We start from the raw sequence: 19,977 nt of genomic DNA, 5'->3' as shown, positions 1-19,977 counted from the left end.
TCATCGATATGCGCCGAGCGAAAATTGTCTGCACCCTGGGTCCGGCCACGGACTCCTACGAACAGCTGAAGGCCATCGTCGAGGCGGGCATGAACGTCGCCCGACTGAACATGAGCCACGGCTCCCACGCGGAGCACGAGGAGCGATACCTCAAGGTCCGCCAGGTCTCCGAGGACACCGGTCGCACCATCGGTATCCTGGCCGACCTGCAGGGCCCCAAGATCCGTCTGGCGACCTTCGCCAACGGACCGGTGACCGTTGACAACGGCGACACGTTCACCATCACCACCGAAGACGTCCCCGGTGACCAGCACATCTGCGGCACCACCTACAAGGGCCTGCCCGGCGACGTGAAGCCCGGCGACCCGATCCTGATCAACGACGGCGTCATCGCCCTGGAGGTCGTCAGCGTCGACGGCCCGCGGGTGAAGACCGTGGTCATCGAGGGCGGTGTGCTCTCCAACAACAAGGGCATCAACCTGCCCGGCGCGGCCGTCAACGTGCCCGCCCTGTCCGAGAAGGACAAGGACGACCTGCGCTTCGCACTGCGCCTGGGCGTCGACATGGTCGCGCTCTCCTTCGTCCGCAACGCCGCCGACATCGACGACGTCCACAAGGTGATGGACGAGGTCGGCATCCGGGTTCCGGTGATCGCCAAGATCGAGAAGCCGCAGGCCGTCGAGGCGATGGAGGAGATCGTCCTCGCCTTCGACGCCATCATGGTGGCCCGCGGCGACCTGGCCGTCGAGTACCCGCTGGAGAAGGTGCCGCTGGTCCAGAAGAAGCTGATCACGCTGGCCCGCCGCAACGCCAAGCCCGTCATCGTCGCCACCCAGATGATGGAGTCGATGATCCACGCCTCGCGCCCCACCCGCGCCGAGGTCTCCGACGTCGCCAACGCGATCCTGGACGGCACCGACGCGGTGATGCTCTCCGCCGAGTCCAGCGTCGGCAAGTTCCCGGTCGAGACGGTCAAGACCATGAGCCGGATCGCCGAGCAGGCCGAGGAGGAGCTGCTGGCCCAGGGCCTGCAGCCGCTCAACCCGGGCCGCAAGCCCCGCACCCAGGGCGGCTCGGTGGCCCGCGCGGCCTGCGAGCTGGGCGACTTCCTGAACGCCAAGGCGCTGGTGGCCTTCACCAAGTCCGGTGACACCGCCCGCCGCCTGTCCCGCTACCGCTCGCCGATCCCGGTGATCGCCTTCACCCCGGACGCCGCCACCCGCAACCAGCTCTCGCTGAGCTGGGGCGTCGAGGCGTACGTGACGGAGCAGGTGGCCACCACCGACGAGATGGTGCTGCAGGTCGACCGCGAGCTGCTGTCGATGAAGCGGCTGGCCGAGGGCGAGACCGCCATCGTCACCGCCGGCTCGCCCCCCGGCGTGCCGGGCAACACCAACATGGTGCAGGTGCACCACCTGGGCTCGCGCAACGCCAAGTGAGCCGTCGCCAGCACGCAGGAGCGGGCCCCCTCCGCTGGGAGGGGGCCCGCTCCGCTGTCCGGGCGCGAGTGACCGTCCTGGTCAGTGCCCGTACTGGTAGGGCGTGGTGTCGTTGTAGAGGTGCATGCCCGGGATGTGCAGGGTGCCGCCGAACTGGCCGGCCTGGATGGCGGTGACCCCGGTCATGGTGATGTCGAGCGGGATCGGGACCGCGCCGATCAGGTCGTAGAGCCAGGTCGGCAGCGTGTCGGGGGTCAGCGTGATGGTCCCCAGCGGCGGCAGCGGGATGCCGTACAGCGCGGAGAGCTCACCGCTGAGGCTCTCCACGTACATGGTGATCGGGCCCTGGGTCATGGTCGAGGTGCTGCCCGGGGCGCCCTGCACGTGGAAGGTCTGCGGCGGCTTGCCGCCGGCCGCGGTGTTCTCGATCGTCGACATGTCGAGATCGCCGATGTCCACCGAGCTGACGGTGAACTTGAGCACCCGCTTGGTGGTGGTCGGGGTGTGCACCTCGTAGACGCCGCCGAAGACCGCGCCGTGCAGGGCCAGCTTGGTGGACTTCAGCGTCCAGTTCTGGTCGGGCACCACCTGGCCGCCCTGGGCGGCGGCGGCCGAGAGGTTGCTGGTGTCCACTGGGCAGAGCGGGCGGGTGTCGCCGTTGGCGAGCGCGGAGGCGACGGCCGAGGGCGCGGCGGTGCCGGTCGGCGCCGGGGAACCGCTCGGGGCGCTCGATGCGCCCGGCGCCGGGCTGCCGGTGGCCGAACCGCTCGGCGAGGCGCTGGGGGTGGTGCTGGGGGCCGTGCTGGGCGCGCTGCTCGGGGACGCGCCGCCGGACGCGCTGGGGGCGCCGGACGTCCCGGCGGACGGCGTCGGCACGGCGGCCGGACCCGAGGACGCGGGCGCCGGTGCGGCGGGGCTCGCCGGGGGCTGCGCGGCGGCCTGGCCGCTCGGGGACGCGGGCGCCGGCGAGGAGGTGTTCGGGGTGACCGGCGCACCGATCCGCGGCGCGGCGGGGACCGCCGGGGTCGCCGTGGCGGACGGGCTCGGCTTCGACGGGTGGCTCGGCGTGAAGATGCCGGTGATCCCGTTGATGATGTCGCCGATCAGGTTCCCGCCGCCGCTGCCGTCGTCCGCCTGCACCACCCGGCTGGTGACCGCCGCGGCGGCCTGCTGCTGGGCGCCCGGGCCCGCGTTCGGCGAGACGAAGGCGGCGCTGATCGCCTGACCGCCGCCGCTCGCCGAGGCCTTGGTGGCACTCGGGTCCGGGACCGGGGTGAGCTGGCTCTTGGGCACCTGGGTGATGCTGCCGGTCGCGTTCGCGGCGGTCGAACCGCTGGCGCAGGCGCTGTTCGTGGTGGTCGCGGCCGAGGCCAGGTCGGGCACCACGCTGCCGCCCATCAGCAGGGCGGTCGGGACGGCCGTGAAGGCCAGCAGCCGGGCCCGCCTGCGCCCGCTCGCGCGCGGCGCGGCGTGCCGGGGGCCCTCGCTGCGCCGCGGCTCTTGCTCGTCCCGGCCGGTCACTTCACGTCTCCCGCCTGCTCGGTCGTGCCGGACTGCTCGGGGAGCTGCACGGTCTGCTCGACCTGCTCGGCAGGGGCAGGCTCGGCGGTGAACTCGGCGGTGGCGTGCTCGGCCGTGGTCTGCTGCGGGAGGGAGGGCGGGATGTTGGGGTCCGCGGCCACCGCGACGGCGGCCTGCTCCTGGTCCTTGACCGGCGCCCAGGCGCAGAGCAGCCCGCCGCCGATCAGACCGGGGATCAGACCGAGGGTGAAGCCACCGAGGTTGGAGACCGGGATCGAGATCAGCGCCAGGATGGTGACCGCGATCCCGCAGAAGTATCTGGTGGCCGGCTGGAACCAGGCCGAGACCCCGAGCGCGATCATCAGCAGCCCGATGACCAGGGCGCCGGCGCCGCCCGTGGTCGCCATCGCCATGGTGAGGTCGCCGATGCCGAGGTGGGCGTAGGGGAAGTAGAGGATCGGAAAGCCCGCGACGGCGGACAGCAGACCGCCCCAGAACGGCCGGGTGCGGCGCCAGGCTCGGAACCTGAGCCGGAGCCGGGTGAAGAGGCCCGCGCCGTCGGGCCAAGCGGGGGCAGATGCGCTGGTCACGATGGAACTCCTCGCGAGGTCTGTCCGAGGGGGGAGCGTCGGTGTGCGGGTAGGGGACGGCCAGTAGCGCGCCGCCCCCTCCCCCTCATGACCGGCTCGGGCCGGTCATGGTGTCCGTTCCGGCCGGTCCTGGGGGACCGTCAGGGCCGGCTCAGTAGCACTCGTTGGCACCCTTGGTGATGCCGAGCTTCAGACCGGGCAGCTTGAAGGTGCCGGCCGAGGTGGCCCAGGCCTCCTGCTGCACGTTGTGCAGCGCGGCGTTGGGCGCGGACTGGGCGAAGCCCATCGCACCGGTCGGCTTCGGGTTGTTCCGGATGTCCTTCCAGTTCTGCGTGGCAGAACCGGTCAGCGTGGAGGCGTCCTGGCCGATGTTGATGTTGGTGAAGGTCGCGTCGGCGTTGAGCTGGTCCAGGTCGATCAGCAGGTTGGTGGCCTGGACCTGGCCCGCGTCGGTCGACGGGTCGTAGCTCGGGTCGTCCGTCGGGTTCTGCTCGGCGGCCTCACCGGCGTGCAGGGTCAGGGTGTACTGGCCCAGCAGCGGGATGTCCGTGACGACGGACTGGCACAGGTTGTGAATGGTGGCGTGGTCGAAGGCGGAGACCGCGATCACGTGCGGCGTCCCGTTCTTCTCCGCGTCCACGGAGCCGAACTGGGCGAAGTTGGTGCCGCGCAGATGGTCGGTGGTGACCTTGAAGCTCTGCCCCGACACGCTGAACGACGCCGCGAGCGCGCTCTGCGCGATGCTGACGCCGACCACGGCGGTGGCGGCGATGCTGGGCACCATCACCAGGGCGAAGCGCTTCCAGCGGGTCTTGCCGTAAGTCTGGGACATGCGTGTCCTCCTTCTCGGACGTACATCTCCGGTCGGGCCCGACACGCTAGGGCGGATCCCGTCCTGGAATGGGAGACGTGCAACGTCCTCGGTAGCCGAAAGCACCGCCGTCGGCCGGAACCGGACGACGGGCGATCACCCCCGAGCGACAACCAACGGCCACGCGGGGCCGCGCGACCGCATCGAGGACAGGACCGCGGTGGGACGCGGTACCCCCCTGCCCTCCCAGCCACCGATGGGTGTCGGCGGCTGCCCGGTGGGGACCCCGCACCGGCATCTGTCCAGCAGGCGGCCGGAGGATGAAGTGAGGGACCAGGCGTGGCCGATGCTGCTGGAATACCGGCCGGAGCACAAGGGGTGCATTACTGACGGGTAATCCAATAACCGTCCAGGTTGACAATGGCCTGTTCATGACATCGACGCATCGTGACGAAATCCGAGCGTCGCGCCCGAGAAACATGCTGGAAACAGGAGGGAAACACCCGCGCGCGGTCACCCAAGGTGACCGCGCGCGGCTCTTGTCAAGATTTGATAAACCTCAGCCGGAGTTGACAGCAATGTCGCCTTATCTCCGACGACACCGCAGGTCACCCGCCGTGCCACCTGCCCCAAGGGGCAGTCGCCGAGGAGGCGTCAGAAGAGCACCCGGGCCAGCGCCGAGCGGGCCGCGGTGACCCGCGGGTCGTCCGCGCCGATCACCTCGAAGAGCTCCAGCAGCCGCACCCGCGCGGCGTCCCGGTCGGCGCCGGCGGTACGGCCGACGGTGTCGACCAGGCGCCCGAAGGCGTCCTCGACGTGGCCGCCGACGAGGTCCAGGTCGGCCGCGTCCAGCTGGGCCTGGACGTCCTTGGGGTCACCGGCGGCGGCACCGCGCACGGCCTGGGGGTCCATGCCCTGCACGCGGAGCAGCAGCTGGGCCTGGGCGAGGCCCAGCTGGGCCTCCTGGTTGCCGGGCTGGTCGCTCAGCACGTTCTGGTAGGCCTGCACCGCGCCGCCCAGGTCGCCGCGGTCCAGCGCCTCGTGCGCGGCGGCCAGCGCCGGGTCCTCGGGCAGGCCGGGCAGCGCACCGTCCTCGCCGGCGGGCAGGCCCGCGCCGCCGACGATGCCGAACTTCTGCTCGGCGACCGCGATCAGCTGGTCGAGCACCTTGCGGACGTTGGCCTCGTTCTCGGCGCCCTGGAAGAGCGGCACCAGCTGGCCGGCCACCACGGCCATCACGGCCGGGATGCTCTGGATGCCGAACTGCTGGGCGATCAGCTGGTTCTGGTCGACGTCGATCTTGGCCAGCACGATCCGGCCGGCGTACTCCTCGGCCAGCCGCTCCAGGATCGGGCTCAGCTGCTTGCAGGGGCCGCACCACTCGGCCCAGAAGTCCACCACCACCGGCACTTCGGTGGAGCGCTGGACGACCTCCTCCTCGAAGGTCGCCTCGCTGACGTCGAGGACGAGCTGGTAGCCGACGCCCGGGGCCGCCACCCCGGCGGCCTCGGCAGCGGCGGCCTGGCGGGCGCGTTCGGCCCGGGCCTGCTCGGCCTTCTGCGCGGCCTCGCCGGCCGCCTTCACCGCGGCGAGGTCGACCGCACCGCGCAGAGCGGAGCTGTTCAGATGCGTGTTCCGTGGCTGCATGGCACTATCCTCCCCCGTCCGCGTGGATGCCGGGCGCCATCCGCCCGGAAATGCTGCTCCGGGCCCGACGTCGCCGGCCGGGAGGTGCCCTCACCCCCGGCCCGGCTCCGCGCCGCCTGGGCGCGCAGCCGCTTCACTCCGGTAGCGACCGGCCCAGGGCCGGTCGGTCAGCGGCGCGGATCCCCACCCGCGCTGCGTGCCCGCCCCTCCCACAGGACCGGCACGTGGTTGTCGCTCTATTCGCTACAGGTCGTAGCGTATCTGCCTCCGACCCCCGGTGCGCAAGCCCTCCTCGGCTGTCAAGCGCGTGATGTGGCCCACTCTCGGGCCGCACCCGCCGGGGGCCGGCCGGTCCAGATGCTTTCGCTGGTGCCGAAGTGTCGATACGGTGACATCCCCCACCCAAAAGCTACTCGCCAGTACACGCAAGGAGGCCCGGTGGCCCCCACACCGCAGCCGGCCCCGCCCCGCGCGAAAGGGCGACCCCGCAGCGCCGCCGCGGACCAGGCGATCCTCGACGCCACCCGCGAGGTCCTGGCCGAACTCGGCTGGGGCGGGCTGACCATGGGACACGTCGCGGCCCGGGCCGGCGTCGCCAAGACCACCCTGTACCGCCGCTGGCCCTCCAAGAACGAGCTGGTGGTGGACGCCGTCGCCAGCCTCTTCGACCAGCTGGAGATGACCGACCGGGGCAGCCTGCAGGCCGACATCGAGGACGTGGTCACCCAGTTCGCCACCGTGCTGGCCAGACCGGAGAGCCAGGCCTCGCTGCTCGCCCTGTTCGCCGAGGGCTCCCGCGACCCGCAGCTGCGCCGCCGGATCCGCGAGCACATCGTGGACCCGCAGAAGCGGCTGGTGCACCAGGGCCTGGCGCAGGCGCTGGCCCGCGGCGAGCTGGCCGAGACTCCGGACCCGCTGGCCGCCGCCGAGGAGATCGACATCATCTTCGACACCATCGCGGGCGCCGTGGAGCACCGGATGCTGGTGATCGGCGACCCGGTCACCCCGCAGTGGATCCACCGCTTCACCGACCTGCTGCTCAACCCGGGGCTGTACCGCAGGCTCTGCCCGGAGGGCGCTCAGAAGCCGGCCGGCTCGCGGTAGGTCCCCCATTCCTCCCGCAGCGCGTCGCAGATCTCGCCCAGGGTGGCCTCCGCCCGCACCGCCGCCAGCATCGAGGGGATCAGGTTCGAGCCGTCCCGGGCCGCCGCCAGCATCGCCGCCAGCCCCGCCCGCACGGCCGCCTCGTCGCGCCCGGCCCGGCGCGCGGCCAGCAGCCTGACCTGCTCGCGCTCCACCTCGTGGCCGACCCGCAGGATCGAGAGCTCCTCGGTGACGCTCTGCGGGAAGCAGTTGACGCCCACCACCCGCTTCTCGCCGCGCTCCACCGCCTGCTGGTAGCGGAAGGCGGACTCGCCGATCTCCTGGGTGAACCAGCCCTCCTCGATCCCGCGCAGGATGCCGGAGGTCATCGGGCCGATCCCGTGCTCGGCCGAGCCCTTGGCCAGGATCCTGGCGAAGACCTCCTCCGCCTGCGCCTCGATCCGGTCGGTCAGCGCCTCCACGTACCAGGAACCGCCCAGCGGGTCGGCCACGTTGGCCACCCCGGTCTCCTCCAGCAGCACCTGCTGGGTGCGCAGCGCGATCTCGGCGGCCTGCGCGGAGGGCAGCGCCAGGGTCTCGTCCAGCGCGTTGGTGTGCAGCGAGTTGGTGCCGCCCAGCACCGCGGCCAGCGCCTCCACGGCGGTGCGCACCACGTTGTTGTAGGGCTGCTGGGCGGTCAGCGAGACCCCGGCGGTCTGGGTGTGGAACCGCAGCCAGCGCGCCTTCTCGGTCCGGGCGCCGTAGACGTCGCGCAGCCAGCGGGCCCAGATCCGGCGCGCCGCGCGGAACTTGGCGATCTCCTCGAAGAAGTCCAGGTGGGCGTCGAAGAAGAAGGACAGGCCCGGTGCGAACACGTCCACGTCCAGACCGCGGGAGCGGCCCAGCTCCAGGTAGGCGAAGCCGTCGGCCAGCGTGTAGGCCAGCTCCTGGGCGGCCGTGGCCCCCGCCTCGCGGATGTGGTAGCCGGAGACCGAGACCGGCTTGTAGTCGGGCAGCTGCTCGGCGCAGTACTCCAGCAGGTCGCCGATCAGGCGCAGGTGCGGCTCGGGTGCGAAGATCCACTCCTTCTGCGCGATGTACTCCTTGAAGATGTCGGTCTGCAGCGTGCCGTTGAGCACCCGGTGGTCCACGCCCTGCCGCTCGGCGGCCACCAGGTACATGCAGAAGACCGGCACCGCGGGGCCGCTGATCGTCATCGAGGTGGTCACCTCGCCCAGCGGGATGCCGCCGAAGAGCACCTCGAGGTCGGCGGCCGAGTCGACGGCGACCCCGCAGTGGCCGACCTCGCCGAGCGCGCGCGGGTCGTCCGAGTCGTGGCCCATCAGGGTCGGCATGTCGAAGGCGACCGAGAGCCCGCCGCCGCCGGCCGCCAGGATCATCCGGTAGCGCTCGTTGGTCTGCTCGGCGTTGCCGAAGCCGGCGAACTGGCGGATCGTCCAGGGCCGGCCGCGGTAGCCGGTGGAGTGCAGGCCGCGGGTGTAGGGGTACTCCCCCGGCCAGCCGATCCGTTCGAAGCCCGGGTGGTCCGCGCCGGACGGCGGCCCGTAGACCGGGTCGACCGTCTCACCCGAGAGCGTGGTGAAGTCGGCCGCCCGCTTGACGGCGCTGTCGTAGCGCTGCTGCCAGCGGCGGCGGCCGTGCTCGATCTCCTCGGCGTCCATCGGGCTCCGCTCCGGGGTCGGGGGTAGGGGGTCCCCGAAATCTACGGAGCCGCCGGGCCGACCCGTCGGCGGCGCGGCGGAGCGGGCCTCTTCCGGACACACAGAAGGCCCCCACCTCGGTGGGGGCCCCGCGGTCGGCGGTGGCTCTCAGGCGCTGACCGGCTGCTCGGCGGGCGCCGGGGCGGTGGTCCCGGCGACGTCGCGCATCAGCCGGCGCTCGGCGACGAAGGAGGCGAACGGGATGCAGCCGGCGGCCAGCGTGAAGAGCATCCGGCCGAGCGGCCACTTCAGCTTCTGGCCGAGCAGGAAGGTCACCACGAAGTAGGCCAGGTACAGGTAGCCGTGCAGCATCGCGACGTACATGGTGGCCTGCGCGCCGGTGTCGAAGCCGTACTTCGCGACGATGAAACCGCAGAAGATCAGCAGCGCGCAGCCGGTGGCGATCGCCAGGGCCCGGTACGCGGTCAGCAGGGGGGTGGACTTCATGTTCGGCAGCTTTCGCTCGACAGGGGGGATCTCGATGGGGGGTACTGAGACACGGCGGCCCATCCGAGAGTAGCCGCCGGATTCACACCGGCCGTGCCGGGGGCTCGGCGAAGTCGCCGGCCGCCACGCGCAGCGGTCTGAGCAATTCGAACACCTCGCGGCACTGCTCCTCGTCGTAGGACTCCAGGCCGAACTCGATGGCCATCAGCTCCCGGGTGGCCTGCTCCACCACCTCGCGCCCGCGCGCGGTGATCGCCGCCAGCACCCCGCGCCCATCCAGCGGGTTGGGCCGCCGGGAGACCAGGCCCGCCTTCTCCAGCCGGTCCACAGTGTTGGTGACGCTGGTCGGGTGGACCATCAGCCGCTCCCCGATCTTGGACAGCGACAGCTCGCCGGTACGGCTGAAGGTGAGCAGCACCAGCGCCTCGTACCGGGCGAAGGTCAACCCGTACGGCTTGACCACCGCGTCGACCCGGCCCAGCAGGATCTGGTGGGCGCGCATCACCGAGGTGATCGCCGCCATCGACGGCACCTCGCCCCAGCGCCGGGCCCACAGCTCGTCGGCACGGGCGATCGGGTCGAAGTCGAGTGCGAGGGGTTTGGCCACGTCCCACACCGTACCGGCGGGCCCTGCGCGGCCCGCCCGACGGCCCGCATGGTGGGACCCGGCCGTCGGCCCCGGCGCCGGCCGGGGCGCCGGTTCAGGCGGTGGCCGGCGCGAGCTCGCCGCGCTCCTCCTTGGCGAGCATCCGCTCGGCGAAGAAGCCGCCGGTCGGCAGCACCGACAGGACGAAGAGCAGGGCGACCCGCTTGAGGTCCCAGCCCTGCTTCTGCCAGGCCAGGCCCAGGAAGGCGACGTAGGCGAGGAAGAGCATGCCGTGGATCATGCCGAGCACCGGGACCGGGTTGAAGCTGGTGTTGTACTTGAAGATCATCCCGACCAGCAGAAGTATGAAGGACAGGCCTTCGGGGCCGGAGACGAGACGCAGGCGGTGGGCGGCGCTGTTCTGCATGACGAGGACCTCACGGGTGACGGGTTCGCTTGTGAACGGGAGCACAAGCCGTCGCCCATTATGAGCAGACCACTGCTGCGGACCCGGCTCCGGGGGGCCCGTGGTGCCGGAGGTCACACTGGGAACGACGCCGGGGACCACCCGGGCGCCGGCTCGCTATCCTGCTTCCCGCACACCCCGAGCGGGTGTACGGGAACCGAACGGGGGAGCTCCACCATGGGCAAGCTGGACTGGAACCTACGCACCTGCGCCAGGCGCGGCCACACCACCTACGCACCGAGCGAGCCGGAGCTGCGCGCCCGGCTGCACGCCAGCACCGCCATCGGCGAGGCCTGGCGCTGCCTGCGCTGCGGCGACTTCGCGCTCGGCGAGCCGCACGGCAGCGGGCCGGCCGCGAACGCGCCGCTGGTGGTGCGCGGCAAGGCACTGCGCGACCTGTTCGTGCTGCGGATCCTGGCCGTGGAGCGCGGGCTGCGCGGGGTGCTGGGGATCCTGATCGCCTGGGCGGTGTGGAAGTTCTCCAACAGCCAGGACGCCCTGCACGAGCTGTTCGACCAGAACCTGACGGTCTTCAAGCCGGTGGCGGACCACTTCCACTGGGACCTGGAGCACGCCTCGGTGGTGGACACCATCCGCAAGACCTTCGACTACGAGCACAAGACGCTGGTCTACGTCGCGGCCGGCGTGCTGGCGTACTCGCTGATCGAGGCGGTGGAGGGGGTGGGCCTGTGGCTCGGCCGCCGCTGGGCCGAGTACCTCGCGGTGATCGCCACCGCCGCCTTCCTGCCACTGGAGGGCTACGAGCTGTCCGAGCACGCCTCCGCGGTCAAGATCGCCACCACGGTCGTCAATGTGCTCGCCGTCCTGTGGATCCTGCTCTCCAAGCGGCTGTTCGGGCTGCGCGGCGGCGTCGCGGCCTTCGAGGCGGAGCGGCACTCGGCCTCGCTGCTGGAGGTCGAACAGGCGGCCGAGGTGGCCCCGATCGGCGTGTGACACCGCAGGTGGGAGCAGGTGACGCGGATCCGGCCTCACTGGTTCGAGTGATTCCGGCGGCCAGCAGGGGCCGAGATGCTTCCTGGACCATCCAATATAGTAGAATGTTGAACAATATCGCGTATCATGGCGTCATGGATACGCACGCCACCGAGCCGACCACGGCCGCGCCCGAACCCGCCGCCGATGAGACCCCCTGGCTCAACGCCCGCGAGCAGCGGCTGTGGCGTGCCCACCTGGAGGTCAGCAAGCTGCTGGAGTACCAGCTCAGCCGCGAGCTGCAGCAGCACGACCTGGCGATCAACGACTACGAGATCCTGGTGGTGCTCTCCGAGTCCCCCGACCGGCGGATGCGGATGACCGACCTGGCCACCGCCACCCTGCAGTCCAAGAGCCGGCTCTCGCACCAGATCACCCGGATGGAGAGCGCCGGCCTGGTGCTGCGCCAGGAGTGTCCGGGCGACCGCCGGGGCCTGTACGCCCACCTGACCGAGCAGGGCTGGCAGACGCTGCGCGCCGTCGCGCCCGACCACGTGCGCAGCGTGCGGGCGCACTTCATCGACCGCTTCGACAACGACCAGATCGACGCCATGTACGAGGCGCTGGCCCCGATCGCCGAGCACCTGCGCGCGCTGCGCGGCCGGGCCTAGGCCCGGCCGCTGCGGCGCCCGGACGTCAGCCCCGCTGTTCGTCCGTCAGGCCGGCCACCAGCTCGTCGGCCGCGCCGTACGGGTCGAGCCGGCCGGCCGCGACCCGCTCGGCCAGCGCGTCGAGGTGCCGGTCGCCGCGCAGGTCGCCGATCCGCGAGCGCAGCGACGCCAGCGCGATCGCCTCGATCTCCTGCGCCGCGCGGCGCTGCCGGCGGGCCGCCAGCCGGTCGCCCTCGGCGAGCCAGGCGCGGTGCTTCTCCAGCGCCTCGACCAGCTCGTCCAGCCCCTCGCCGCGGGAGGCCACGGTCTTGACGATCGGCGGCCGCCAGTCACCGGGCCGGCGCGACTCGCCCAGCCCCAGCATGTGCCCCAGCTCCCGCACGGTGGCGTCCGCGCCCTCCCGGTCGGCCTTGTTGACCACGAAGACGTCACCGATCTCCAGGATGCCCGCCTTGGCGGCCTGGATCCCGTCGCCCATCCCGGGGGCCAGCAGCACCACCGTGGTGTCCGCCTGCGCGGCCACCTCCACCTCGGACTGGCCGACCCCGACGGTCTCCACCAGGATCGCCTCGCAGCCCGCCGCGTCCAGCACCCGCAGCGCCTGCGGGGCCGCCCAGGAGAGCCCGCCCAGGTGACCGCGGGTGGCCATCGAGCGGATGAAGACGTCCGGGTCGGTGGCGTGCTCCTGCATCCGTACCCGGTCGCCGAGCAGCGCACCGCCGGAGAACGGCGAGGACGGGTCCACCGCCAGCACCCCGACCCGCCGGCCGAGCCGGCGGTAGGCGGTGACCAGCGCCGAGGTGGAGGTCGACTTGCCCACCCCGGGCGAGCCGGTCAGCCCCACCGTGTGGGCCCGGCCGGTGTGCGGAGCGAGCGCGGCCATCACCTCGCGCAGTTCCGGGGCGGCGTTCTCGACCAGCGAGATCAGCCGGGCCACCGCACGCGGGTGCCCCGCCCTGGCCTGCTCGACCAGGGCCGGCACGTCGGTCATGGAGCTTCTCCTTCGGGTCCTTGCGGTGGGACGGCCGGTGCTCAGGCCTTGGGCACCCGGACGATCAGCGCGTCGCCCTGGCCGCCGCCGCCGCACAGCGCCGCCGCGCCGACGCCGCCGCCGCGCCGGCCCAGCTCCAGTGCCAGGTGCAGCACCAGCCGGGCGCCGGACATCCCGATCGGGTGACCGAGCGCGATCGCGCCGCCGTTGACGTTGACCTTCTCGTCGGTGACGCCGAGGTCCAGCATCGACTGGTGGGCGACGGCGGCGAACGCCTCGTTGATCTCGATCAGGTCCAGGTCCCCGACCGCGATGCCCTCCTTCGCCACCGCGTGCAGGATCGCGTTGGACGGCTGCGACTGCAGCGAGTTGTCCGGGCCCGCCACGTTGCCGTGCGCGCCGATCTCGGCGATCCAGCTCAGGCCCAGCTCCTCGGCCTTGGCCCGGCTCATCACGACCACGGCGGCGGCGCCGTCGGAGATCTGCGAGGCGCTGCCGGCGGTGATCGTGCCGTCCTTGCTGAACGCCGGGCGCAGCTTGGCCAGGCCCTCGACCGTGGTGTCGGCACGGATGCCCTCGTCCTGGCTGAACAGGACCGGCTCGCCCTTGCGCTGCGGGATCGGGACGGGCACGATCTCGGCCTCGAAGAGGCCGTTCTTCTGCGCGGCGGCGGCCCGCTGGTGCGACCGGGCGGCGATCTCGTCCTGCACCTCGCGACCGATACCCAGGCGGGTGTTGTGCTTCTCGGTCGACTCACCCATCGGGATGTTCTCGTAGGCGTCGGTGAGACCGTCGTGGGCCATCGCGTCGAGCAGCTCGATCGAGCCGTACTTGTAGCCCTCGCGGGACTTGGGCAGCAGGTGCGGGGCGTTGGTCATCGACTCCTGGCCGCCGGCCACCACGACGTCGAACTCGCCGGCCCGGATCAGCTGGTCGGCCAGCGCGATGGCGTCCAGGCCGGAGAGGCAGACCTTGTTGATGGTCAGCGCCGGCACGCTCATCGGGATGCCGGCCTTGACGGCGGCCTGGCGGGCCGGGATCTGCCCGGCGCCGGCCTGCAGCACCTGACCCATGATCACGTACTGCACCTGATCGCCCGTCACACCGGCCCGCTCCAGCGCGGCCTTGATGGCGAAGCCGCCCAGGTCGGCCCCGGAGAAGCCCTTGAGCGAACCGAGCAGCCGACCCATCGGGGTGCGGGCGCCCGCGACGATCACGGAGGTGGTTGCGGTGGAATCGGAAGGCATGGAACGAGCCCCTTCGCGCGTCATGGCCAGCGAGTCCTGCCGGATCTAGCACGACGACAGGGCCCGGGGGGAGGATGCAGCTCAATGTACTGACCCGTAACCCGGGCGTCACCGGAGCAACGGTGTGATCAGGCTCGCACGAGACCCGGTGGCGCGAGGCCCGGAATCTGCGCTGCACTGGTGCGACCCACCTTCAGGAGGCTTACCCGTGTTGACCCGGATCGACCACATCGGCATCGCCTGCTTCGACCTCGACAAGACCGTCGAGTTCTACCGGGCCACCTACGGCTTCGAGGTGTTCCACAGCGAGGTGAACGAGGAGCAGGGCGTCCGCGAGGCGATGCTCAAGATCAACGACACCGGCGACGGCGGCGCCTCCTACCTGCAGCTCCTGGAGCCCACCCGGGAGGACTCCACGGTCGCCAAGTGGCTGGCCAAGAACGGCGAGGGCGTGCACCACATCGCTTTTGGCACCGCGGACGTCGACGGAGACGCGGCAGCGATCAAGGGCAAGGGCGTGCGGGTGCTCTACGAGGAGCCGCGGCGCGGCTCGATGGACTCCCGGATCACCTTCCTGCACCCCAAGGACTGCGGCGGGGTACTGACCGAACTGGTCACCTCCGCGGGGACGCACCAGGAGCCCGGCGAGGGCCACTGACCCGGGACCGACCCGCCGGTAACCTGCGCCAGTGCCGACCTCGGCGGTTACAGCCCCGCTCCGGCCCACTACACTGCCCAGGGTCGCAGGGGAGTCCAACCAGGGCACGGCTGAACAGTCGCAGTACGGATCTGTCACCATTCTCCACAAGGCAAGAGTTCGCCCAGGAGTCCACCCGGTCGGCGGAGCGCGATCAACCGTGCTCCACACCGACCGACCGGCTCCGACCCGTGGCGGGTGCCCCAGGACCAGGGGCACCCCCAGTTCCGGCCCGTCCGGGACTGGCCCGCGGTGCAAGGACCAGCGCGGCCGGCCCACCCGACGGGGTCGGGGTGGCCGCACCGGTCGAGGACGCGACCAGGAGATGGATGGGACCGCGCAGTGCGGGGCAACGACCGCTACGAGGTTGATGATCACCTCTCCCAGTTCGAGGCCGAGATGGACCGGCTTCGCAAGGAGCGGGACAAGACCGTCGAGCATGCCGAGGACCTCGCCTACCAGGTGGAGGTGCTCCGGGCCAAGCTGCACGAGTCCCGTCGGCAGCTTGCACAGCCGCGCGCCTTCGACGCCGTCTCCGGGCAGGCCGAGCAGCTGCTGCGCACCGCTGAGCTGCAGGCCCAGCAGCTGCGCGCCGACGCCGAGCGCCAGCTGCGCGAGTCCCAGGCGGCCACCCAGCGCCTGATGGCCGAGGCCGCCGAGCGCACCGCCCGGCTGGAGGCCGAACTCCAGGCCCGCCGCCGCCAGCTCGAAGAAGAGATGGCCGAGCTGCGCCGGGCGGCCGAGCAGCACGTCAACGAGAACGTCAGCTGGGCCGAGCAGGCCCGGGCCGGTACCGAGCAGGAGGCCCAGCGCCTGCTCCAGGAGGCCCGCGCCGAATCCGACCGGCTGATGGCCGCCGCACGCGCCGAGGCCGCCGCACTGGCCGACCAGGCCCGGGCGCAGACCGCCGCCGACGTGGACGCCGCCCGCGGCGAGGCGCAGGCCGCCGCCGAGGCCGCGCTGCTGCGCGCCCAGAGCGACGCCGAGGCGCTGCTGCGGGCCGCCAGCGAGCAGGCCCAGCAGACCGTGGGAGCGGCCGAGGAGCTGCGCGGCAGTGCCGCCAGCGAGGCCCAGCAGCAGCTGGCCGGCGCGCAGGCCGCCGCCGTGCAGCGGCTGGCCGCCGCACAGGACGAGATCGCCCAGCTGAAGCGGCAGGCCGAGGAGGACCAGCAGCGGGCCGAGGCCGCTGCGGCCCGCGCCCAGGCCGAGATCGAGCGGCTGCGCGCGGAGGCCGAGGCGGAGGCCGAACGGGCCCGCCTGGAGGCCGCCGAGCTGCGGGCCACCGCCACCGCGGCCGCCGACCGGCTGCAGGCCGACGCGCAGGCCGCCGCCGAGCAGCGGGTCGCCGACGGCGAGGCGGCCAGCGAGCAGCGTTCGCAGACCGCCAAGGCCGAGGTCGCCCGGATGGTGGCCAAGGCCACCGAGGAGGCCGAGCAGATCAAGGCCGCGGCCGCCGAGCTGCTGGCCAGGGCGCAGACCGCGATGGCCGAGGCGGTGGCCGCCAAGGCCGCCGCCGACGACGAGAACGACCGGCTGCGCACCGCCGCCGAGTCCGTCGCCACCCAGCTGCGTTCCGAGGCCGAGGCCGCCATCGCCGAGCTGCGCGCCGCCGCGATCGCCGAGGCCGCCGAGCTGCGGGCACAGGCCGAGGGCGCCGCCGAGGCGCTGCGCAACGACGCCCGCGAGCAGGGCCGGGCCGAGGGCGCCAAGGACGCCACCGTGCAGCTGGCCAAGGCCGCCAAGAGCGCCGAGGAGGCGCTGGCCCGGGCCACCGAGGACGCCGAGGCCACCCGCGCCACCGCCGCCGCCGAGGCCGAGCGGGTGCGGGCCGAGGCCGCCGCGGAGGCCGAGCGGCTGCGCGAGCAGGCTCAGCAGGCCGTCGAGCAGGCGCAGAACGCCGCGCTGGACGACGCCGCGGACATCCGGGCCCGGATGGAGCGGATGCAGGACGAGGCGGCCCGGCTGCGTGCCGAGGCCGAGGAGCTGCGCACCCAGGCGGCCACCGAGGCGGAGAAGGTCCGCGGCGAGGCGCGCCGGCAGGCCGTCGCGCAGATAGAGGAATCCGCGAAGACCGCCGAGGAGCTGCTCACCAAGGCCAAGGCCGACTCGGACGAGCTGCGCGCGGGCGCCGCCGCCGAGGTCGAGCGGCTGCGCACCGAGGCCAAGGAGCAGGCGGCACAGACCCAGGCGCGCGCCGAGCAGACCCTGGCCCGGGCCAGGGGCGAGGCCGAGAAGCTCACCGCGGCCACCGAGCAGCAGCACAAGGACACGCTGGCCGCCGCGAAGGCCGCCGCCGCCGAGAACCGCGCCGCTGCCGAGCGGGAGACCGCCGAGCTGCGCCGCGAGGCCGCCGAGTACGACCAGCGGGTACGGGCCGAGGCCGAGGAGCGGGCCACCGAGGTGCAGGCGGCGGCCCAGCAGGCCGCCGAGGAGCGCGAGGCGCAGGCGCTGGCCGAGGCCGAGCGGGTGCTGGCGGAGGCCGAGGCCACCGCGAACGCGCTGCGCGAGGAGACCCGCCGCGCGGCCGAGCAGGCGGCGGAGGAGCTGCGCCGCGAGCGGGAGGCGGCCGCCGCGCAGTTGACCGCGGCTCAGCAGACGCGTGAGCAGGCCGAGTCCGCGGCCGAGGAGTTGACCGAGCGGGTCGACGCCGAGCTGACCGCGCTGCGGGCGGACACCGAGCGGGAGACCGCCGAACTGCGCGCCGCCGCCGAGCGGGAGAGCACGGAGCAGCGCGCCGCCGCCGAGCGGGAGAGCGCCGAGCTGCGCCGCGAGGCCGCCGAGTACGACCAGCGGGTACGGACCGAGGCCGAGGAGCACGACCGGCAGGTCCGCGCCGAGGCCGAGGAGCAGGCCGCCCGGCTGCGGGCCGAGGCCGAGGCCGCCGCGGAGGCGCTGCGCGCCCAGGCCGCCGAGCAGCTGGCGCAGGCCGAGGCCGCCGCCCGGTCCTCGGTGGCCCAGGCCGCCGAGGAGGCCACCGCGCTGCGGGCCGGCGCGGCCGAGGAGTGCGACGCACTGCGGGCCGAGGCCGCCGAGGTGCTGGAGCAGGCCCGGTCGCAGGCCGCCAGTGCGGTCGAGACCGCCACGGCGGAGGCGGCCGAGCTGGTCACCGCCGCCGAGGAGGAGGCGGCCGGCGTCCGTCAGTCGGTGGCCGGACTGCACGAGCGGGCCGCCCTGCAGGTCGGCAAGCTGGTCGAGCGCACCGAGCAGGAGACTGCCGAGCTGCGGGCGACCGCCGAGCGGGAGACCACCGAGCTGCGCGAGCGCACCGAGCAGCAGGCCGCCGAACTGCGCGCCACCGCCGAGCGCGAGACTGCTGAGCAGCGGGCGACCGCCGAGCGCGAGACCGCCGAACTGCGCGAGCGCACCGACGCCGAACTCGCCGCTCTGCGCGCCACCGCCGAGCACGAGACCACCGAACAGCGGGCGACCGCCGAGCGCGAGACCACCGAACTGCGCGAGCGCACCGAGCAGCAGGCCGCCGAACTGCGCGCGAGCGCCGAGCGCGACGCCGCCGAGGAGCGCGAGCAGGCGGCTGCCGCAGCCGCTGCCGAGCGGGAGGCGGCCGAGCGCGAGGCCGCCCGGATCGCCGCCGAGGCGGAGACCTACCGCGAGCGGCTGCGGGCCGAGGCGGACGCCTACGACAGCGGTCTGCGGGCCGAGGCCGAGCAGTACGCCACCCAGCTGCGGGCCGACACCGAGGCCGAGTCCGCCCGTCTGGTCGCCGAGACCCACGAGTACGACGCGGCGATCCGGGCCGAGGCCCAGGCGCACCGCGAGCAGACCGAGGAGGACGCCCGCCGCCTGCTGGCCGAGGCCGAGGCGCAGGCCCAGCACACCGTCGCGGAGGCCGAGGAGCGCGGTGCCGCGCTGCTGGCCGAGGCCGAGCAGTACGCGGCCCGGCTGCGCACCGAGGCGGAGGAGTTCGCCGCCGCCACCCGCACGCTGGCCGAGGAGTACGAGGTCGCCACCCGGGCCCGCGCCGACGCCTTCGACGCGAGCACCCGCGAGCAGGCGGAGCAGTTCGACAGTGCCACCCGGGCGCAGGCCACCTCGGTGCTGGAGAAGGCCTTCGCCGATGCCGAGTCGCTCGGCGAGGAGGCCCAGAGCACCGCGCTGGCCACCACCGCAGCCGCCGAGGAGCAGGCCGACGCCATGGTGGCCGCCGCCCGCAAGGAGGCCGAGCGGCTGGTCGCGGCCGGCGAGGCCGCCGGGCAGGCGGAGGTCGAGCGGGCGCGCGCCGACGCCGACGCGCTGCTCTCCGAGGCCCGCCGGGACGCCACCGCGATCCGCGAGCGCGCCGAGGAGCTGCGCGAGCGCACCGAGGCCGAGGTCGAGGCGCTGCACGAGCGGGCCCGCAAGGAGAACGCGCAGGCCATGAAGTCGGCCGGCGAGCGGGTCGACGCGCTGGTGACGGCCGCTCAGGAGCAGCTCACCGAGGCCGAGGAGCAGGCGGTGGCCGCCGTCGCCGAGGCCGAGGAGCGGGCCGCCGCGCTGGTCACGGCCGCCGAGGAGCGCGCTGCCGAACTCACCTCGCAGGCCTCCGCCGAGGCGAGCAAGGTCCGGATCTCCGCCGTGCGCAAGGCCGAGGGCCTGCTCAAGGAGGCCGACCAGAAGCTCGCCGCCTCCACCGCCAAGGCCGAGAAGCTGGCCGCCGAGGCCGAGCGGCGGCTCAAGTCCGCCCAGGACGAGGCCGAGGAGCAGCTGGAGGCCGCGGCCGGCGAGGCCGCCAAGCGGGTGCGGGCCGCCGAGGAGACCGCGGCCGAGCAGCTGCGGCTGGCCGAGGAGGAGGCCGACCGGGTGGCGAGCGCGGCCCGCAGCGAGGCCCAGCGGGTGACCGACGAGGGCCGGCGCGAGCTGGACGAGCTGGTGCGCCGGCGCAAGGACATCAACACCGAGATCTCGCGCGTGCAGGACGTGCTCTCAGCACTGGAGGCCTTTGAGGCACCGTCACCTGTCCAGCAGGCGGCGGCTCGCGAGACGCCGGCCACGCAGGGCGGCGGCAAGGGGAACGGAAGCAACGGGGGATCAAAGGCGGGCGCTGGAGTGGGCGCCCCCCGATCGGGTGGCGGTCGCTCCCAAGGGACACCACCCGATTGAGCGGACATTGTCCGTCAGCCATAGGCTTTT

At 73.2% G+C, this 19,977-nt stretch carries 16 protein-coding genes; 6 read left to right on the top strand and 10 right to left on the bottom strand.

Going from position 1 to position 19,977, the window contains the following annotated elements; genetic code table 11:
* Positions 1 to 8: 8 nt before the first annotated feature.
* Complete coding sequence (gene pyk / locus OG294_RS26215) at positions 9 to 1,439, top strand: pyruvate kinase (protein ID WP_327069000.1); 1,431 nt, start codon at positions 9 to 11, stop codon at positions 1,437 to 1,439.
* Positions 1,440 to 1,520: 81 nt separating this feature from the next.
* Here pyk and OG294_RS26210 read toward each other — a convergent pair whose 3' ends face one another.
* The 4 genes from OG294_RS26210 to trxA form a co-directional block, all read right to left on the bottom strand.
* Positions 1,521 to 2,960 carry a hypothetical protein gene (locus tag OG294_RS26210; RefSeq protein ID WP_327068999.1) on the bottom strand — a complete coding sequence of 480 codons (1,440 nt, stop codon included), beginning with the start codon at positions 2,958 to 2,960 and terminating at the stop codon, positions 1,521 to 1,523.
* Positions 2,957 to 3,550: a DUF6114 domain-containing protein gene (locus tag OG294_RS26205; protein WP_327068998.1), complete on the bottom strand. Its 594-nt coding sequence runs from the start codon at positions 3,548 to 3,550 to the stop codon at positions 2,957 to 2,959. The genes OG294_RS26210 and OG294_RS26205 overlap by 4 nt, the downstream gene beginning before the upstream one ends.
* Positions 3,551 to 3,701: 151 nt before the next feature.
* Positions 3,702 to 4,382, bottom strand: coding sequence for a DUF6230 family protein (locus OG294_RS26200; RefSeq protein ID WP_327068997.1), 681 nt, complete (start codon positions 4,380 to 4,382; stop codon positions 3,702 to 3,704).
* A gap of 633 nt (positions 4,383 to 5,015) precedes the next feature.
* Positions 5,016 to 6,008 (bottom strand): thioredoxin, encoded by a 993-nt coding sequence (gene trxA / locus OG294_RS26195; protein WP_327068996.1) that lies wholly within the window; start codon positions 6,006 to 6,008, stop codon positions 5,016 to 5,018.
* Between the two features lie 438 nt (positions 6,009 to 6,446).
* Here trxA and OG294_RS26190 point away from each other — a divergent pair, with 438 nt between their 5' ends.
* Complete coding sequence (locus OG294_RS26190; RefSeq protein WP_327068994.1) at positions 6,447 to 7,112, top strand: TetR/AcrR family transcriptional regulator; 666 nt, start codon at positions 6,447 to 6,449, stop codon at positions 7,110 to 7,112.
* On the opposite strand, the gene OG294_RS26185 is transcribed toward OG294_RS26190, so the two are convergent.
* The 4 genes from OG294_RS26185 to OG294_RS26170 all read right to left on the bottom strand — a co-directional run bounded on the left by OG294_RS26185 (position 7,088) and on the right by OG294_RS26170 (position 10,272).
* Complete coding sequence (locus OG294_RS26185; RefSeq protein ID WP_327068993.1) at positions 7,088 to 8,773, bottom strand: acyl-CoA mutase large subunit family protein; 1,686 nt, start codon at positions 8,771 to 8,773, stop codon at positions 7,088 to 7,090. The genes OG294_RS26190 and OG294_RS26185 overlap by 25 nt on opposite strands.
* Before the next feature lie 147 nt (positions 8,774 to 8,920).
* Complete coding sequence (locus tag OG294_RS26180) at positions 8,921 to 9,259, bottom strand: DUF3817 domain-containing protein (RefSeq protein WP_327068992.1); 339 nt, start codon at positions 9,257 to 9,259, stop codon at positions 8,921 to 8,923.
* An 82-nt stretch (positions 9,260 to 9,341) separates the two neighbouring features.
* Entirely contained in the window at positions 9,342 to 9,866 is a 525-nt protein-coding gene (locus OG294_RS26175) for a MarR family winged helix-turn-helix transcriptional regulator (protein ID WP_327068991.1), read from the bottom strand.
* Positions 9,867 to 9,960: 94 nt separating this feature from the next.
* Positions 9,961 to 10,272 (bottom strand): DUF3817 domain-containing protein, encoded by a 312-nt coding sequence (locus tag OG294_RS26170; protein WP_327068990.1) that lies wholly within the window; start codon positions 10,270 to 10,272, stop codon positions 9,961 to 9,963.
* A 216-nt stretch (positions 10,273 to 10,488) separates the two neighbouring features.
* Here OG294_RS26170 and OG294_RS26165 point away from each other — a divergent pair, with 216 nt between their 5' ends.
* Together OG294_RS26165 and OG294_RS26160 are read left to right on the top strand one after the other, a co-directional pair.
* Positions 10,489 to 11,265, top strand: coding sequence for a DUF2127 domain-containing protein (locus OG294_RS26165; RefSeq protein WP_327068989.1), 777 nt, complete (start codon positions 10,489 to 10,491; stop codon positions 11,263 to 11,265).
* 134 nt (positions 11,266 to 11,399) lie between these two features.
* Positions 11,400 to 11,915 (top strand): MarR family winged helix-turn-helix transcriptional regulator, encoded by a 516-nt coding sequence (locus tag OG294_RS26160; RefSeq protein ID WP_327068988.1) that lies wholly within the window; start codon positions 11,400 to 11,402, stop codon positions 11,913 to 11,915.
* A 25-nt stretch (positions 11,916 to 11,940) separates the two neighbouring features.
* Here the strand turns inward: OG294_RS26160 and meaB are convergent, their stop codons facing one another.
* Both meaB and OG294_RS26150 read right to left on the bottom strand, forming a co-directional pair.
* Entirely contained in the window at positions 11,941 to 12,906 is a 966-nt protein-coding gene (gene meaB / locus OG294_RS26155) for a methylmalonyl Co-A mutase-associated GTPase MeaB (RefSeq protein ID WP_327068987.1), read from the bottom strand.
* A 41-nt stretch (positions 12,907 to 12,947) separates the two neighbouring features.
* The gene (locus OG294_RS26150; RefSeq protein WP_327068986.1) at positions 12,948 to 14,153 is read right to left on the bottom strand and encodes an acetyl-CoA C-acetyltransferase; all 1,206 of its coding nucleotides are present in this window, start codon (positions 14,151 to 14,153) and stop codon (positions 12,948 to 12,950) included.
* 208 nt (positions 14,154 to 14,361) lie between these two features.
* Between OG294_RS26150 and mce the strand changes: the two genes are divergently transcribed.
* Together mce and OG294_RS26140 are read left to right on the top strand one after the other, a co-directional pair.
* A complete protein-coding gene (gene mce / locus OG294_RS26145; RefSeq protein WP_327068985.1) occupies positions 14,362 to 14,811 on the top strand; it encodes a methylmalonyl-CoA epimerase in 450 nt (149 codons plus the stop codon).
* 381 nt (positions 14,812 to 15,192) lie between these two features.
* Complete coding sequence (locus OG294_RS26140) at positions 15,193 to 19,947, top strand: hypothetical protein (protein WP_327068984.1); 4,755 nt, start codon at positions 15,193 to 15,195, stop codon at positions 19,945 to 19,947.
* The last annotated feature ends 30 nt before the right edge of the window (positions 19,948 to 19,977 follow it).

Origin of the sequence: Kitasatospora sp. NBC_01302, from assembly GCF_035976515.1 — a bacterium.
In the GTDB taxonomy this organism is placed as follows: Bacteria; Actinomycetota; Actinomycetes; order Streptomycetales; family Streptomycetaceae; genus Kitasatospora.
Note: the sequence above shows the minus strand (reverse complement) of the source record. Positions and strands in the feature narration are given on the sequence as shown.

Coding starts and splice junctions, on each gene's coding strand:
- pyk (WP_327069000.1), top strand. CDS start 9: ATGCGCCGAGCGAAAATTGTCTGCACCCTGGGTCCGGCCACGGACTCC.
- OG294_RS26200 (WP_327068997.1), bottom strand. CDS start 4,382: ATGTCCCAGACTTACGGCAAGACCCGCTGGAAGCGCTTCGCCCTGGTG.
- trxA (WP_327068996.1), bottom strand. CDS start 6,008: ATGCAGCCACGGAACACGCATCTGAACAGCTCCGCTCTGCGCGGTGCG.
- OG294_RS26185 (WP_327068993.1), bottom strand. CDS start 8,773: ATGGACGCCGAGGAGATCGAGCACGGCCGCCGCCGCTGGCAGCAGCGC.
- OG294_RS26180 (WP_327068992.1), bottom strand. CDS start 9,259: ATGAAGTCCACCCCCCTGCTGACCGCGTACCGGGCCCTGGCGATCGCC.
- OG294_RS26170 (WP_327068990.1), bottom strand. CDS start 10,272: ATGCAGAACAGCGCCGCCCACCGCCTGCGTCTCGTCTCCGGCCCCGAA.
- OG294_RS26165 (WP_327068989.1), top strand. CDS start 10,489: ATGGGCAAGCTGGACTGGAACCTACGCACCTGCGCCAGGCGCGGCCAC.
- OG294_RS26160 (WP_327068988.1), top strand. CDS start 11,400: ATGGATACGCACGCCACCGAGCCGACCACGGCCGCGCCCGAACCCGCC.
- meaB (WP_327068987.1), bottom strand. CDS start 12,906: ATGACCGACGTGCCGGCCCTGGTCGAGCAGGCCAGGGCGGGGCACCCG.
- OG294_RS26150 (WP_327068986.1), bottom strand. CDS start 14,153: ATGCCTTCCGATTCCACCGCAACCACCTCCGTGATCGTCGCGGGCGCC.